This window comes from Paraglaciecola mesophila KMM 241, from assembly GCF_000315015.1.
Taxonomy (GTDB): domain Bacteria; phylum Pseudomonadota; class Gammaproteobacteria; order Enterobacterales; family Alteromonadaceae; genus Paraglaciecola; species Paraglaciecola mesophila.
The window spans coordinates 147,885-161,658 of sequence record NZ_BAEP01000054.1 but is presented as its reverse complement, the minus strand read 5'-3'; the positions used below and the strand labels follow the sequence as shown (position 1 = coordinate 161,658).

The following is a 13,774-nucleotide window of genomic DNA, read 5'->3' as shown; positions in this document are numbered from 1 at the left end:
AATGAGTCAAGTAAAGAAAGCCGTTATTCCAGTAGCAGGTCTTGGAACGCGTATGTTGCCAGCAACTAAGGCGATCCCAAAGGAAATGCTACCGGTTGTTGATAAGCCACTTATTCAATACGTTGTATCCGAATGTGTGAATGCAGGCATAAAGGAGATTATCTTAGTGACTCATGCGAGTAAGAACAGCATTGAGAACCACTTTGATACGAGCTTCGAGCTAGAAGCTACCCTTGAAAAGCGTGTTAAACGTCAACTATTGGAAGCAGTGCAAGCGATTTGCCCTAAAGACGTTACCATCATGCACGTACGCCAAGGTGTCGCTAAAGGCTTAGGTCACGCGGTATTGTGTGCCCGCCCTATGGTTGGTGATGCGCCATTTGCAGTGGTTCTACCTGATGTTATTGTTGATGAAGGTACATGTAATCCTAAGAAGGATAACCTGGCAGACATGACGGCTAAATTTAATACTAGTCAAGTCAGCCAAATCATGGTGGAAAGTGTTCCTCAAGAAGACGTAAGTAAGTACGGTATCGTCGACTTAGACGGCGTGGAGCTTTCACCTGGTGAATCAGCAAAAATGCATGGCATGGTTGAAAAGCCTAACCTATCAGACGCACCATCAGACTTAGCCGTTGTTGGACGTTATGTCTTGTCAGAAAAAATCTGGGACCTTCTTGCTAAAACCACACCTGGTGCAGGAGATGAGATTCAGCTGACAGATGCTATCGATTCTTTGATGCAAACTGAACAGGTTGATGCCTATTACATGAAAGGTAAGAGCCATGACTGTGGCAGCAAGCTAGGCTATATGAAGGCGAACGTTGAATATGCGATGCGCCACCCCGAATTAGGTACTGAGTTTAACGAGTTTTTACAAACACTAGTGAAATAACTACATACGCTATTCGAAGAAAAGCCCCGTGATGTTTTCCATCACGGGGCTTTTTTATGCCTTACTGTTACGTTAAACGTTATTTGACCTGAACATGATCAGTGAGTTTAGCCACCATTTTTTTACCTATACCTTTGACATTAGTGAGGTCGCTCACTTTAGTGAATTTTCCACTTTTGTCTCGATAGGCGATAATTGCGGCTGCTTTCTTCTTACCAATACCTGGCAAAGTGACTAACTGCTCGGCTGTTGCCGTATTCAAATTGATTTTCTGCGACTTCATTTGCGAGACACTGCTTTTGTCTACTTTGGCCTCAGCAACTACGTTGCCAACATATCCGGCCAATAAAACACCTGCAAAAAATAGGGTAGCGATAAACTTCTTCATAGTGAATCTCCTTGTTTATTTGTTCCATTTCGGTGCAATTGCACAGCAGTAAGACTAGTCGTGCTTTTAAATAAGGTAAAGAAAAGGGGCTGGATATAGTGATAAGCGAAAAAAAAGGACTCAGTAGAGTCCCTTTTATGATAAATAGATTTGGGATTTATAAGCGTTCTAACATCGCTTGAGTGAAGTCACTTGTTCCGTGCTCCCCACCTAAATCTCTTGTGGTGCGGTCGCCCGTTTCAATGACTTGTTTTAGTGCATAGCGGATTTTTTCAGCTTGCTCGCCCATGTTTAGGTATTCAAGCATTTGTATAGAAGCAAGAATAACCGACGTTGGGTTAGCAAGATTTTTACCTGCAATATCAGGGGCTGAGCCATGCACAGCTTCAAAAATCGCACAGTCTTTGCCGATATTAGCGCCAGGGGCCATACCTAAACCACCGACTAATCCAGCGCAAAGGTCAGATAAAATATCACCGAATAAGTTTGTGGTAACAATGACATCAAACTGATGAGGGTTCATCACCAATTGCATGCAGCAGTTATCTACAATCATTTCAGTAGACTCAATTTGCGGATAACGCTGAGCTACTTCACGGGCCACTTTCAAGAATAAACCAGACGTTGACTTCAAAATATTCGCTTTGTGTACCGCTGTTACTTTTTTGCGACCATCTCGAATTGCCATTTCATAAGCGTAGGTCAAAATACGCTCAGCACCTGTGCGCGTAATAAGGCTTTTTGCTTCGGCTTCGTTTCCGTCTTCAGACACGACTTGACCAAGACCTGAGTACATTCCCTCTGTGTTTTCACGCACGGTTACTATGTCGATATCTTCGTATCGCGCTTTTGTACCTTTAAACGACAATACGGGGCGCAGGTTGGCGTATAACTGGAATTTTTTACGTAAACTAACGTTGATTGATGTAAAGCCTTCACCAACGGGAGTCGTTAAGGGCCCTTTTAGGGTGACTTTATTTTTAGCAATCAAATCAAGCGTTTCTTGAGGTAACAATTCCCCATGGTTTTCTAGGGCAACTAAGCCAGCATCGGCAAAGTCATAATCAAAATCACAGCCTACTTTGTCTAAAATTTGTAGTGCAGAGTCAATAATATCTGGGCCGATACCATCTCCACGAATGACAGTAATGCGTTGCTTAGTCATAAACTAATCCTTAATGTTAATTCTGACGGGGGGCCGTCAATTGTCGTCTGTCGAGTGCTGCTACGAATACAGCGATATGCGCTATGTTTACCAGCACATAAGTCGTTATTTTTAGGGCGCGATTTATACCACAAAACCGCTATGAAAACCAGTTGTGATACGCTGTAACGCGGAATTACAACGGTGAAAAACTATGACAGATGGTATAGGCTTCAGACTTGATATATTCTAATTCTTGGCCATTTATACGTAACGCTTCACAGGCGCTGCTACAATATTGTTGGCTTTGCACGCAACGCTTGGCATCGCTAAAATAAAGTTCTCTCGTTAGCATCAAGCTGATCCCCAAAATAGCAGCCAATTCGACCTGAGGGCTTCGTTTATTCTCGGTTAGGTAATTCACATCATGGTAGTTGTTTAATGCGACAATCTCGTGACGCCTTTGCTGCCAAGCTTCTGCCATCGACACCGCATGACTGCGCAGCTGTTCTGGCTTTACGCAGCGCACCAATGTCGTCATATCATAGCTAGTACGGTTACTTTTTTGCCATTGGGTTTGAATTTTTAATTGAACATGAGTGAATAGGCCGACACAAGCAAAATATGCCAAAGTGCACGCTTGTTCGGGAATGCCAATATTCCCTATTTTCGCTAAGCTCGCTGCTATATGGCCGCGTAACTGTACAAAGCTAATAAACGCTCTTTGCAGTGGGAAATGGTGTTGGTTCAACCTGCTCAGAAGCGCTTGTTGCATAATAATGCTGCCAGATCGCTCGAATCCGTGCATCATTAAGCCATGCTGAATGTCTTTAATAGGCAGTTTTTGCCGACTACTTTGCGATGCGGTCTTACGTAAGTGCTGGGCAAATGAAGGCTCTCGTGCGATGGCCAAACTCAATTTATTGATATCTTGAACCGGTTTATTTAGCTGACTTTGTATTGCCGTCAAGGTGACAGGAGGGCGACTCATTTTATAACTTTGCATAAATGGCGACTCTGCTTTTGTACCCGATTCTTGCTCAAACAATTGCCAATCATTTCCCCACCAAGTTGTGAGGTTCCCGAGTTTTTTTATTGATTGTGCAGGGTAAACGCGTCTGACGCGAGTCCTGGCAACACTAAAATGAGATGAGTGCGTAGACGAATGTCGGGACGTATTTTGCGGGTAACAAAGCAATTTATCACCTGCTATGCCGGTAACCAGAGCCAGTGAGTCGTCATCTAACATTATATAAGTGCCAGGCGGCGTGACACTTGGGTATGCCAGCAGAGGCTCCAATAACTGTGCCTGCGCGCTTGGTGATTTTTGAACAACTAAAGCAAGGGCACTTTGAAAGCTCTGCTTAGTCCTTTTTTGTGTGTTATGCATTATCAAGGTTAATCGGATTGCTAATGCTAGTATAGATGTGTCAGTGCTCTCGTACTGTAACTGCTTAAGATGTTCTTTGAAGGTCTTATTTAGCCACAGACCGTGGCGATACCCTTGTAACCACACCCCTTGTTGGTACTGAGTTAAGATGCGACTAAATGCTTTGTTGGGGGATATTTTGGCCAGCGGTTCATGATGTGTCACTTTTGCAGAGCTAGACTGCTCACTTTGGTCAACATTAGATGCATCTTCAGCTAACCCAAAAATACTTAGCGCTGCGCTCATGAGTTGTATTGTGGTGGTTTCGTTAAATCGATTGCGCACGCATAACAATGCTGTCATCAAACTAGCGCTGAAGGCTAAATTGTAATGTCGCGGTAGCGACGCTTTATAAAGATGTATTTGTGCGAAGGCCAGATCTGGTTGGAGTTTTGCAAACCCTAACAACGCGTTGTTGAAATCAAGTGTTTTTTGGACCAGGTCTGGTTCCGGGGCAGGGCGGCGATAGAACGCCAGCAACTTATGTAAGCTCTGATACTGCTGTTTAATTAAACTATCAGGCACAGAGCAGGTAACCCTTATAAGGTTAAATAATCTTGGTAGGCACTGTCACCCCAAGCAATTAACTCATCATTCTGCAAAAGAAGTGCTGTGCACTCATCCTGAGTTGTGATGCCGTCTGATTTTACGTGTTGTGTGCGAAAGAACATGACTTGGTACATCTCACCGTCGGTTTTCTTGGCTTCGCTAATATCAGGGCCGCCGAGCAAGGCTAATATTTGTTGTTTAGTTTGTCCTAGTTCCAATTTAGTAACCTGGACCTTGTTGTACTCTTCGCGATCTTTCCAGTCCATATCCTGAGCATTGTCAGGATAAAACAGCAATACAGCTGCTACAAAAACACCATATAATGCTACACCAATGCCGATACGAGTGACTATTTTCTTATTCATTTTTGTCGTTCTGTCGTGATTAAAATTTAAAAATTGAGCGAGTAATCTTTTACAATGTTTAAAAATACCACGCTCAGTTTAATTTTATTACATAATTTCGTAACAAGGCACGTATTCGCTACCCGGTAATTTCATTCGCTGCTGAACAACAAAGGATTGCAGTAGTTCGTCCATTAAGGTCATGAGTTCTCGGTCGCCGTTGAGTTTAAATGGTCCTTGCTCGCGAATAAGTTTGACGCCTTCTGCTTTTACGTTGCCGGCGACTATACCTGAAAATGCCTTACGTAAATTTGCAGCCAGCTCTGCTTTAGGTTGACCAAAATGCAGGTTTAATGCGGTCATACTGGCATGGCTGGGAATGAAAGGTACTTGAAACTCCTCTTCGATTTTCAATGACCAGTTAAAGTCAAAGGAGTCACCGCGGGCTTTACGATAGGCGCGTACATCAGCTCTTTTTTGATTAATGGTCTGAGCAACCAATGTGGGATCATCAACGATGATCTGGTAAAGAGATTGCGCTTCTTTACCTAGGGTTGCCCCAATGAATTTATCTATGGCGTGAAAGTATCCTTCACAGATTTTGGGGCCGGTAAGAATGATGGGTAACACTTGCTCTTTATTTTCTTCATTTAGCATTAGCCCGAGTAAATAAAGAAGCTCTTCTGCGGTTCCAGCTCCGCCAGGAAAAACGATAATCGCATGGGACATGCGCACAAATGCTTCTAAACGTTTCTCGATATCCGGCATGATAACGAGCTCGTTCACAATAGCATTCGGTGGCTCAGCAGCAATAATACTGGGTTCGGTAATGCCTAAATAGCGGCGATTTTGGTAACGTTGTTTCGCGTGGCCAATCGTCGCACCTTTCATTGGGCCTTTCATTGCGCCTGGGCCACAACCGGTACAAATGTTCAGCTCGCGTAAGCCCAGTTGATACCCTACCTCTTTGGTGTATTGGTATTCTGTTTCGCCAATTGAATGCCCGCCCCAACAAACCACTAAGTTCAACTCAGCGGTATTTTTAATGGTTTGCGCATTACGCATCATATCGAATACTTTATGAGTGATATACGCCGATTCCGCCACCCCAGGGAACTCTGACGCATCAAAGCTATCCCTCATATGGAGCAGATCACGCAGCACAGAGAACAAGTGCTCGTGTACACCTTTAATTAATTTGTCATCTACAAAGGCGATAGCAGGTGGGTTAATTAATTCAATTTTTACCCCGCGCTCACGACTGATCAAACGGATATCGAACTTGGCGTTCTCTTCAAATAGGTCTTCACAATTATCTGTTTCAGCACCGCTATTTAATACGGCCAAGCAACAACTTCGAAACAAGTGGTAAAGCTGACTGTCAGCAGATTGGTTTAGCTTGTCGACTTCTAATTTGGACAATTGACTCATGGCGCCAACGGGATTTAACTGAATACTTTTCATTGATTTCCTTAAATGAAAACAGCATGGGCATGTGAAAGAAAAATAAGTGGCTCACATGTGGCTAACGCTGTTTTATTGGCGAGCTAATCTCAGCTCTGGATAAATACTCTCGAAATTACTTCTAAATGGATTAATGTCTAATCCGCCGCGACGGGTATAACGTGCATACACAGTCAATTTCTGCGGTTCACAATATCGCATAATGTCGCTGAAAATGCGTTCTACGCACTGTTCATGAAACTCATTATGCTGTCTAAAAGATATTAAATAACGCAATACGCTTTCTTGCTCAATTTTACGGCCGTGATACCGGATCAACACACTGCCCCAATCAGGTTGATTAGTGATCAAACAATTAGATTTGAGCAAGTGACTACACAGAGTTTCTTGCACTTGTTCTTCTTCAACCTTCAAGGTTGATGGCTCTAAGTCGTAATTGTCGATACTAATATCTAAATCGTCGATGCACTGGGCCTCTAGTGTTCCAAGTTGTAAGCCAGGAAAGGTTTCTCGCGCAAAAAGCTCTACGTTTACTGGCAAGCCAGCGCAGGCAGAGAGATCCTTGCTGATCATCTTTTGCACATGAAGAATAGATTCGATTTTGCTTTGGTTGAAGCTATTTAAGTAAAGTTTAAACGATTTAGACTCGATTAAATTAACTGACTCGCAAGGTATTTCACAGCGCAAAATAGCCACTTCTGGCTTACCTTTTAGGTTTAGCCACGACAATTCGTAACCGTTCCAGCGATCAACTCCTTTGAATGGCAATGCGTCACCTAAATTGAGTTCATCACGGTTTAGGCTGCGAGGTACGCCTTGTAGTAAATCTGGACTGTAATGTTCTTTATATTGTGTTGCTTTGCCTAATGTTAAGGAGCTTAAGATATCCGAAGGAAGTGATTTATCTTGCATATGAGAGCCTCTAGGTGATGACAGGTTAACGATATATTACATTAGGTTAGGCCTTATTTTACCAGAAGATAAAGGCAATTTAATGCTACATTAACCCGTATTTGAAACGAAGTACGGACTCACAATATGACTTCAAGAATAAATCAATCATTAGATGACTTTATGGGACGTTTTGCAGCCTTTGTTAAGGATCATGCTGAAGCAGGGGCCATCGAGTATGACGCGGACTGGCCATCCCCTTGTTATGCTACAGACGTGCCCCCTGAAACAGGTAAATTAATTCCCTGGAAACCGGAGCTGCGTGAGCAAGCATCTGAATTTAAAGACCTATCAGAGGCTTTAGAACTAACTTTGCATCCCGATGTGGCGCAATTTTATTCTCGCTACTGGAGCGACAACATAGTAGCGCAGCACCCCAGTGGTAAGTTGCAGATATTGCAGGCGTGGAATGAAGAAGATTTTGAACGACTTCAGCAAAATATCGTGGGACACATACTCATGAAACGCCGCTTACGCCAGCCAGAAACTATTTTTATTGCACTCACAGATGAAGACGATTTTGTGTTAAGTGTGGATAACCAAACGGGGGCGGTGATGTTAGAGCAGGTTGGTTTACAACCCAAAGAGCAAATATCCCCCGACTTAGCGACTTTTTTAGATGAAATAGAGCCGTCGACGACTGACTAATTATTTACCCATTTGCTAGCAAACTTTCTAGTTGCTGGGTCAAATTAAGCACCTGCTTTTCAAGCTCAGCAACTCTGTCTTCTAATGTGGCGGGCTCAACACTTGTTGTGTCTGCTTCTTTATTGGGCTCCACTACCTGATTGGGCTGCGCTTGCCAGCTTTGAATGCCTTTTATTGCATCAGGTACTGATAATTTTCCCACTGCGCGGCTGCGCACTAATCCTACACTTGGTTTTTTTCCTTCTTTAGCAAGCGTTTGGCACAGTGCAACAATATGGGATAAAGGTTTTGTCATGAGTTTGGTCAATTCAGCGAAATTTTAGCGGTAACGACTATTTAACCTGAGCTAAGGTACTTTGTAAATTTAAAATAGTCTTTTGAATCAAATAGATAACTATTGGCGCTAATTTTGTATATTCATTATCAAGTGAATATCACGACGCACATATATTGTTATTGAATAAAACTAAAAACAGGAGTTGATTATGAAGCCATTCATTCTGGCAGGTACATTGGGGTTATCTTTATTATTGTCGGGCTGCGTTATATCTGTAGACGGTGACGGCCATGATGGTTATCAATCTGATTGGCAGAAAAAAGAAAGAAGCAACCGCAAAGAAGTAGCGCGCCTTCAGCCGAACTTAAGTACAGGAGAAGTGATGGATCGCATGGGCGTCGCCGATTTTAGCGAGTTCGTAAAGAAAGGTGATGACCAATACCACGTTTTATACTATCGCACACAGCGCAAAGACGATGATGGTGTAACAACGAAAGACGAATGCACGCCTCTGGTAATAAAAAATGACCAGCTTGTGGGGTGGGGTGACTCTGCTTTGAATATGTTGAATTAGTAAAAATCAAACACATCATGCTCGTTATGAGCATGATGTAAATTATTTTACGAGCATGGTATCGATTATTATAAGAATAATTTAACGCAATCGCGTGTTCAATTGGTCAATTAATTCTGCCCACTCGGCGTCTTCTAGCAATGCATTTCGAATAAACTCCGCTTGCGTTTTTGACCAAAACTCTGCGTCTTCTATGTGCACACCTTGGCGCAACCCTTTATGTTCCTCAATGAAAGCTTCAACATCACCTTCCTGACCCCCTAAACCCAACTGCTCAAAGAGGTCACCCATCGTCGTGTGATAATTTTCCATTGAATACTCCTGATATTTTAATGGTTTATGTTTGACTTAATTGTCGTTTTACAAAATATTAACATGTATTATGGAAATGTAATGAGAATTAAAACCTCCTAGGAGAGAGCAGCATGCCATTATCTCAAACCGTTGTCGCCCCAGATATGGATAACATCAAAGCGATATATTTAGCCGCGGAAGATTTAAAGATTGCCGCGTCAATTTTATATCAGGCATATCATGATGATCCTTTGTTCATGGACATATTCCAATACAACAAAGAAGGATACGAGTCTAGGTTGCGTTCAGCCATTCGAGAAGAGCTCAATGCTTTCTGGCAAGCTAGACAACCTATGATAGGGCTATTTGACGATAAACGTTTGCTAGCGGTGGCTTGCTTAATAGGGCCGGATGCTGAGTTTGGGCCAAGCCGATTTTGGCACTGGCGTCTTAAAATGTTACTGACCGCAGGCTACTTTGGCACCAAGCAAATGGTAGATAAAGAGCAGAAGGTGCGAGAGCATATACCGGCTCAGCGCTACCATATGTTGTCGTTTATTGGGGTACACCCTGACTACCAACATTATGGCTTAGGGCACATTTTGATGAGTGCAATTGATAGTGTGATGAAAGAAGATGCAGCCAGTGAAGGGATAGGCGTATACGTCACCTTACCTAAATGTTTATCTTTTTTTGAAGATGGGCAATATAAAATGCTTGAAGCACTGGAAACAGGGCATATCACCGGGCATTTAATGTTTTGTGAGCGCCAGTAATTGTCAATTTTTGTACTTTTTTTTACAAAATTGCCGAATAAAAATGGAACTTTTCCAAGCGAAGCCTAATTTAATTACCTGCACCACTGTTTAACGTTAGGACATAACCTTCACCCCTTGTAAGAGATTTCGTACAAGGGTGTAGGATAAAGTCATTTCACACGCCAGTAATTCTCTCTGCTACATTCCTAACCTACTGAATTAAAACAAATTTAACAAAAAATTTAGACTTTAGGCTAATAGGTGTCACATAAGTGTCACGGATCTATGTCGAAAATGTTTTTGTTTGTTATATAGTTTGTTTCGTCACAGGGAAACACGACGAGTCAGGAAGACACAAGGATGACCTAGGACAAGCTCAGGACGAGCAATACAGTTTTATGGACAAACTGTTACAAGGATTATCAGGAAAGGCTCAGTATGAGCATCCCATTTGGAAATGGTAACAAGGAAAAGGACCCACTCAGGACGAGTGCCCATTCTGGATGAATGGAAAGGATGACAAGGATATTTCAGGATGAAGTCGCGCGATAGCGCAATGGACAAGGACCCGCTCAGGACGAGCGTTTATTCAGGATGAATGGAACAGGGATGAAATGGACGCTTCAGGATGAAGTTGCTCGTCAGAGCTAAAGGATATGGACTAACTCAGGATGAGTTGCTTATAAGGACGTAAGCGCATTGGATGCAAACAGGATCGCTGCCGGGAAGACAGCACTCACCTTGGAAGGTGATTAAAGGAAAAGGACACACTTGGGATAGGTGCCGCATTCAGGATGAATGACAGAAGGACAAGACAAGGATGGTGTGATGTAGTTGTTGCGAAGGAGCGCACAGAGGGACCTTCAATTTTGATGTAAAGGCGTGGCTTGAAATGATTCAGGCCGCGCCTTTGCAGTTTCTGGGCTTCTATAAAGAAGTGGTTGTCTATTATCCACTTCAATCAATAGCTATCCAATAAGCAAAAACCTAAAAGGGCTAATCTATTCGATACGCAGGAGTATCAACGTTTAAAATATGCTTTCCGGCCATAGTGAGCGTGCCTTGATAACTGTTTTCACCATTGCCTGAAAATTCAAATACGAAACAACTTTGCCAATCTAATTTGCCCCGGTAACTGCCTAGTCGTGTTTTTTGCCGCGCGTTACTAATCAGCTGCAAGCCATGCTTATCACAATACTGAGCGAGATATTGGTTAGCTTTTTCAGTAATCGCTCGCATGCGCCAAAACTGAAATACCACCAATAAGATCACCAGAAATAATGTCAAATCAAACAAATTCATTTTTGCTGTCCACTAAATAAATGGCCGACCATTTGCGTTACTGCTGGCGTCTTGTCTTGCCATCTGATGACACTGAGCATAGTAGGGCGAATACTTGGGATCTGCACTAAGTCGCTGTACAAATCGGCACATAGTTCGATATCAATGTCGGCAAGTTGATTAATGTATTGGCGCAAAATTTGTTCATCTTGTAAACAGGGCCAATGTCTTGCTGCAATTAACAACATGATCTCCGGCGTTTTACCATGCTGTGAATCAAGTACGCGCTGAATAAAGCTGTTAACGACAGTATTAGCTACACTTTGGCTCAAAGCACGTAAGGTCCACTGGATCTGCTGAGGCTCATTAAAACGCTGCTGCGCATGGTCAATTAAACACTGGCTAGTGTCTTTATCTAACGCGTAGTTCTCAAGGGATGACATCAACGCTTGCTGCACTTGAGGGGCTACCTTAGTGATATTTTCAGTAATTAACTGCGCGCCTTCTCTACGGCGCACGCTCGCGGCAATATCGGCAATACCTTGCAATGCGACATTCTGCCAATCGTGGGCTTGAGGCTGAGCGAAGTAAAGCACTGCAGGTGAATAATACTCACTGGGCGGTAGCTGTAATACATTTCGGCTTATGCTATTAAAATCAGCTAGTTGCTGTTGGTTCGGTACGAACGTATATGGATTTTCAGGTAAACGCCCCTGGGCTGCTTTGTTATATTCTAATTGGGCGCCTAAAGCATCAGTGATGATTTGTAAAAAATGATTGCGCGTGGCACTGATAACTAAGCCTTTTTCGTCTAAAGGAAGTTTTACAAACCAAATGTAATGCTCGCGACTCAATTGCCGACTGAAGAAAATAATACCGAACCATGCGTGTTGTTGGCGAGGGTATGGCGCTGCCTCACTGGCGTTTTCTATATTTAGAAAAGTCTGGCTTTCGATGCTGCGAATAGTGCGACCCATATCAAATACATGGTATTCGGTTTGAGCGTGAAGAAGAAATTCACTGATGGAGCTGATTTGATTCATGTTTACCTATAAACTGCCGCGCATTACGCGGAAACAACCTAATTTTGAGATGATTGAATATGAGCAGAAGCATGCCATGTAGCGCCTCAGAAGTCCAAGTACTGAAGCTGTTATCGCAATTGACCGTGGCATTGAAAACAGCTGAGCAATGGTCTTCTTCCCCGCCTTCACTTTGGGCAATGCAGAGTGAATTGCCTTTTGCTTGTGATCGTTTGGGGTTTGCTCAGTGGCTGCAATTTATCTTTATTCCCAAGATGAATGAACTGCTGCAAGAGGAAAAGCCACTGCCAACACGAATGGCACTGATGCCGATGGCACTAGAGTGGGCTAAAGAATACACGACAGGGCAGCCCACGCGGGAACCAGTACTTGAAGTGTTAGCGCAAATTGACCTTCAATTTAGTGGAGCAGAATAATGACATTAACTATTTTGTATCAAGACGAATACTTAGTCGCTATTCACAAACCCGCTGGTTTATTAGTACACAGAAGCATGATTGATCGTCACGAAACCCAGTTTGCGATGCAGATGCTCAGAGATCAAATCGGTCAACATGTGTTTCCGGTTCATCGTTTAGATCGCCCAACATCCGGAGTGCTAGTGTTTGCTTTGTCTGCCGATATTGCTCGCCTGGTGGGGGAGCAATTTGCTGGTAATACAATAGCAAAAACTTACTTCGCGATTGTGCGCGGCCATGTAAAAGAAGCGGGTTTGATTGATTATGCCCTTAAAGAAAAGCTCGATAAAATAGCCGATAAACGTGCTAAACAAGATAAAGACGCCCAAGAAGCACAAACAGAATACGTACCTCTACAGCAATTTGAGTTGCCCTTTGCTGTCAGTCGTTATCCCTCCGCTCGATACACGCTCGTGCGGCTGCACCCTAAAACAGGCCGCAAGCACCAATTGCGCAGGCATATGTGCCATATTAATCATCCCATTGTCGGTGATACCACTCATGGTGATGGCAAACACAATAAATTTATGCGGGACCAGTTTTCATTTAATGGTCTGGCATTGACCTGTCAACAAATGTGCATGACACACCCGGTAAGTAACGAAAAATTGGCGATAGTGAATGATTTCGACCAAAGAATGTCTACATTGATGACGCAATGGGGCTGGGCAATACCATCGTTAGATAGGTTAGATCTGCTTTCAAATAATCGGTAAACTAATTTTGTTTTAGCAAAGGAAGAGTAAAAAATGAGTAAAGTAGGTATTTTCGTTGGTTCAGTTTACGGTAACGCCCAACATGTTGCAGAGCAAGTACAAGAGCTGCTCACCAGTAAACAAGTGGTCAGCGAAATATATGACGACCCAAGCATTGATGATTTTAAACGCTGTGATGGGTACATTTTTGTTTCTTCCACTACGGGGCAGGGGGATATTCCGCCGAATCTCGAGTTTTTTGTTGCAGATTTAAAGGACATGTTCCCTTTGATGGATCAGAAGCCGTTTGCTGTCATTGGCTTAGGTGACAGTAGTTACTGTGATTCATACTGCGGTGCGGGCGAGCAAATACAAGCGTTATTGCTTGAATTACAAGGCAAGCCAGTTGCAGATATGCTTAAGATTGATGCTTGTGAAACTCTTGAGCCTGAAAAAGAAGCGTTGGCTTTTATAGAGCCATTGGCAGCTGAATTCGCATAGTTAGCAGCTTCAGTTAAAGCTAATCAAAAGGCGAGGTTCTATTTCGACACCTCGCCTTTTTTGTGCGAATCATGATACCGC

Annotated in this window: 17 protein-coding genes; 7 read left to right on the top strand and 10 right to left on the bottom strand. The window is 43.1% G+C overall.

Annotated elements, in window-relative coordinates:
• The first annotated feature begins 1 nt into the window (after nt 1).
• Complete coding sequence (galU, locus tag GMES_RS13080; RefSeq protein ID WP_006993184.1) at nt 2–895, top strand: UTP--glucose-1-phosphate uridylyltransferase GalU; 894 nt, start codon at nt 2–4, stop codon at nt 893–895.
• Between the two features lie 79 nt (nt 896–974).
• Here the strand turns inward: galU and GMES_RS13075 are convergent, their stop codons facing one another.
• The 6 genes from GMES_RS13075 to queF all read right to left on the bottom strand — a co-directional run bounded on the left by GMES_RS13075 (nt 975) and on the right by queF (nt 7,125).
• Nucleotides 975–1,283: a ComEA family DNA-binding protein gene (locus tag GMES_RS13075; protein ID WP_006993183.1), complete on the bottom strand. Its 309-nt coding sequence runs from the start codon at nt 1,281–1,283 to the stop codon at nt 975–977.
• Between the two features lie 157 nt (nt 1,284–1,440).
• Nucleotides 1,441–2,448: an isocitrate dehydrogenase gene (locus GMES_RS13070; RefSeq protein ID WP_006993182.1), complete on the bottom strand. Its 1,008-nt coding sequence runs from the start codon at nt 2,446–2,448 to the stop codon at nt 1,441–1,443.
• 175 nt (nt 2,449–2,623) lie between these two features.
• The gene (locus tag GMES_RS13065) at nt 2,624–4,381 is read right to left on the bottom strand and encodes an HDOD domain-containing protein (protein ID WP_039987411.1); all 1,758 of its coding nucleotides are present in this window, start codon (nt 4,379–4,381) and stop codon (nt 2,624–2,626) included.
• A gap of 14 nt (nt 4,382–4,395) precedes the next feature.
• Entirely contained in the window at nt 4,396–4,770 is a 375-nt protein-coding gene (locus GMES_RS13060; protein WP_006993180.1) for a DUF3192 domain-containing protein, read from the bottom strand.
• A gap of 87 nt (nt 4,771–4,857) precedes the next feature.
• Nucleotides 4,858–6,213, bottom strand: coding sequence for a nucleotide 5'-monophosphate nucleosidase PpnN (ppnN, locus tag GMES_RS13055; protein WP_006993179.1), 1,356 nt, complete (start codon nt 6,211–6,213; stop codon nt 4,858–4,860).
• Nucleotides 6,214–6,285: 72 nt separating this feature from the next.
• Nucleotides 6,286–7,125 (bottom strand): NADPH-dependent 7-cyano-7-deazaguanine reductase QueF, encoded by an 840-nt coding sequence (gene queF, locus GMES_RS13050; RefSeq protein ID WP_006993178.1) that lies wholly within the window; start codon nt 7,123–7,125, stop codon nt 6,286–6,288.
• A gap of 126 nt (nt 7,126–7,251) precedes the next feature.
• On the opposite strand from queF, the gene syd reads away from it, so the two are divergent.
• Entirely contained in the window at nt 7,252–7,812 is a 561-nt protein-coding gene (syd, locus tag GMES_RS13045) for a SecY-interacting protein (protein ID WP_006993177.1), read from the top strand.
• A gap of 4 nt (nt 7,813–7,816) precedes the next feature.
• Here the strand turns inward: syd and GMES_RS13040 are convergent, their stop codons facing one another.
• Nucleotides 7,817–8,107: a hypothetical protein gene (locus GMES_RS13040; RefSeq protein ID WP_006993176.1), complete on the bottom strand. Its 291-nt coding sequence runs from the start codon at nt 8,105–8,107 to the stop codon at nt 7,817–7,819.
• Between the two features lie 190 nt (nt 8,108–8,297).
• Here GMES_RS13040 and GMES_RS13035 point away from each other — a divergent pair, with 190 nt between their 5' ends.
• Nucleotides 8,298–8,663, top strand: a complete 366-nt coding sequence (locus GMES_RS13035) for a DUF3192 domain-containing protein (protein WP_006993175.1) — start codon at nt 8,298–8,300, stop codon at nt 8,661–8,663.
• Between the two features lie 81 nt (nt 8,664–8,744).
• On the opposite strand, the gene GMES_RS13030 is transcribed toward GMES_RS13035, so the two are convergent.
• The gene (locus GMES_RS13030) at nt 8,745–8,975 is read right to left on the bottom strand and encodes a DUF2789 family protein (RefSeq protein WP_006993174.1); all 231 of its coding nucleotides are present in this window, start codon (nt 8,973–8,975) and stop codon (nt 8,745–8,747) included.
• Nucleotides 8,976–9,088: 113 nt separating this feature from the next.
• Here GMES_RS13030 and GMES_RS13025 point away from each other — a divergent pair, with 113 nt between their 5' ends.
• Complete coding sequence (locus GMES_RS13025) at nt 9,089–9,733, top strand: GNAT family N-acetyltransferase (protein ID WP_006993173.1); 645 nt, start codon at nt 9,089–9,091, stop codon at nt 9,731–9,733.
• Nucleotides 9,734–10,711: 978 nt separating this feature from the next.
• Here GMES_RS13025 and GMES_RS13015 read toward each other — a convergent pair.
• Together GMES_RS13015 and GMES_RS13010 are read right to left on the bottom strand one after the other, a co-directional pair.
• A complete protein-coding gene (locus GMES_RS13015; RefSeq protein WP_006993172.1) occupies nt 10,712–11,017 on the bottom strand; it encodes a DUF3301 domain-containing protein in 306 nt (101 codons plus the stop codon).
• The gene (locus GMES_RS13010) at nt 11,014–12,039 is read right to left on the bottom strand and encodes a DUF3549 family protein (protein WP_006993171.1); all 1,026 of its coding nucleotides are present in this window, start codon (nt 12,037–12,039) and stop codon (nt 11,014–11,016) included. The genes GMES_RS13015 and GMES_RS13010 overlap by 4 nt, the downstream gene beginning before the upstream one ends.
• A 71-nt stretch (nt 12,040–12,110) precedes the next feature.
• Here GMES_RS13010 and GMES_RS13005 point away from each other — a divergent pair, with 71 nt between their 5' ends.
• From GMES_RS13005 to GMES_RS12995, 3 genes are read left to right on the top strand one after another with little or no spacing between them, the layout of a single operon-like run.
• Nucleotides 12,111–12,455 carry a YqcC family protein gene (locus tag GMES_RS13005; RefSeq protein WP_006993170.1) on the top strand — a complete coding sequence of 115 codons (345 nt, stop codon included), beginning with the start codon at nt 12,111–12,113 and terminating at the stop codon, nt 12,453–12,455.
• Nucleotides 12,455–13,213, top strand: a complete 759-nt coding sequence (gene truC, locus GMES_RS13000) for a tRNA pseudouridine(65) synthase TruC (protein ID WP_006993169.1) — start codon at nt 12,455–12,457, stop codon at nt 13,211–13,213. The genes GMES_RS13005 and truC overlap by 1 nt, the downstream gene beginning before the upstream one ends.
• 33 nt (nt 13,214–13,246) lie before the next feature.
• On the top strand, nt 13,247–13,693 hold the full coding sequence (locus tag GMES_RS12995) for a flavodoxin domain-containing protein (protein WP_006993168.1): 447 nt from the start codon (nt 13,247–13,249) through the stop codon (nt 13,691–13,693).
• Nucleotides 13,694–13,774 lie beyond the last annotated feature (81 nt).

Coding starts and splice junctions, on each gene's coding strand:
- galU (WP_006993184.1), top strand. CDS start 2: ATGAGTCAAGTAAAGAAAGCCGTTATTCCAGTAGCAGGTCTTGGAACG.
- GMES_RS13075 (WP_006993183.1), bottom strand. CDS start 1,283: ATGAAGAAGTTTATCGCTACCCTATTTTTTGCAGGTGTTTTATTGGCC.
- GMES_RS13070 (WP_006993182.1), bottom strand. CDS start 2,448: ATGACTAAGCAACGCATTACTGTCATTCGTGGAGATGGTATCGGCCCA.
- GMES_RS13060 (WP_006993180.1), bottom strand. CDS start 4,770: ATGAATAAGAAAATAGTCACTCGTATCGGCATTGGTGTAGCATTATAT.
- ppnN (WP_006993179.1), bottom strand. CDS start 6,213: ATGAAAAGTATTCAGTTAAATCCCGTTGGCGCCATGAGTCAATTGTCC.
- queF (WP_006993178.1), bottom strand. CDS start 7,125: ATGCAAGATAAATCACTTCCTTCGGATATCTTAAGCTCCTTAACATTA.
- syd (WP_006993177.1), top strand. CDS start 7,252: ATGACTTCAAGAATAAATCAATCATTAGATGACTTTATGGGACGTTTT.
- GMES_RS13040 (WP_006993176.1), bottom strand. CDS start 8,107: ATGACAAAACCTTTATCCCATATTGTTGCACTGTGCCAAACGCTTGCT.
- GMES_RS13035 (WP_006993175.1), top strand. CDS start 8,298: ATGAAGCCATTCATTCTGGCAGGTACATTGGGGTTATCTTTATTATTG.
- GMES_RS13030 (WP_006993174.1), bottom strand. CDS start 8,975: ATGGAAAATTATCACACGACGATGGGTGACCTCTTTGAGCAGTTGGGT.
- GMES_RS13025 (WP_006993173.1), top strand. CDS start 9,089: ATGCCATTATCTCAAACCGTTGTCGCCCCAGATATGGATAACATCAAA.
- GMES_RS13015 (WP_006993172.1), bottom strand. CDS start 11,017: ATGAATTTGTTTGATTTGACATTATTTCTGGTGATCTTATTGGTGGTA.
- GMES_RS13010 (WP_006993171.1), bottom strand. CDS start 12,039: ATGAATCAAATCAGCTCCATCAGTGAATTTCTTCTTCACGCTCAAACC.
- GMES_RS13005 (WP_006993170.1), top strand. CDS start 12,111: ATGCCATGTAGCGCCTCAGAAGTCCAAGTACTGAAGCTGTTATCGCAA.
- truC (WP_006993169.1), top strand. CDS start 12,455: ATGACATTAACTATTTTGTATCAAGACGAATACTTAGTCGCTATTCAC.
- GMES_RS12995 (WP_006993168.1), top strand. CDS start 13,247: ATGAGTAAAGTAGGTATTTTCGTTGGTTCAGTTTACGGTAACGCCCAA.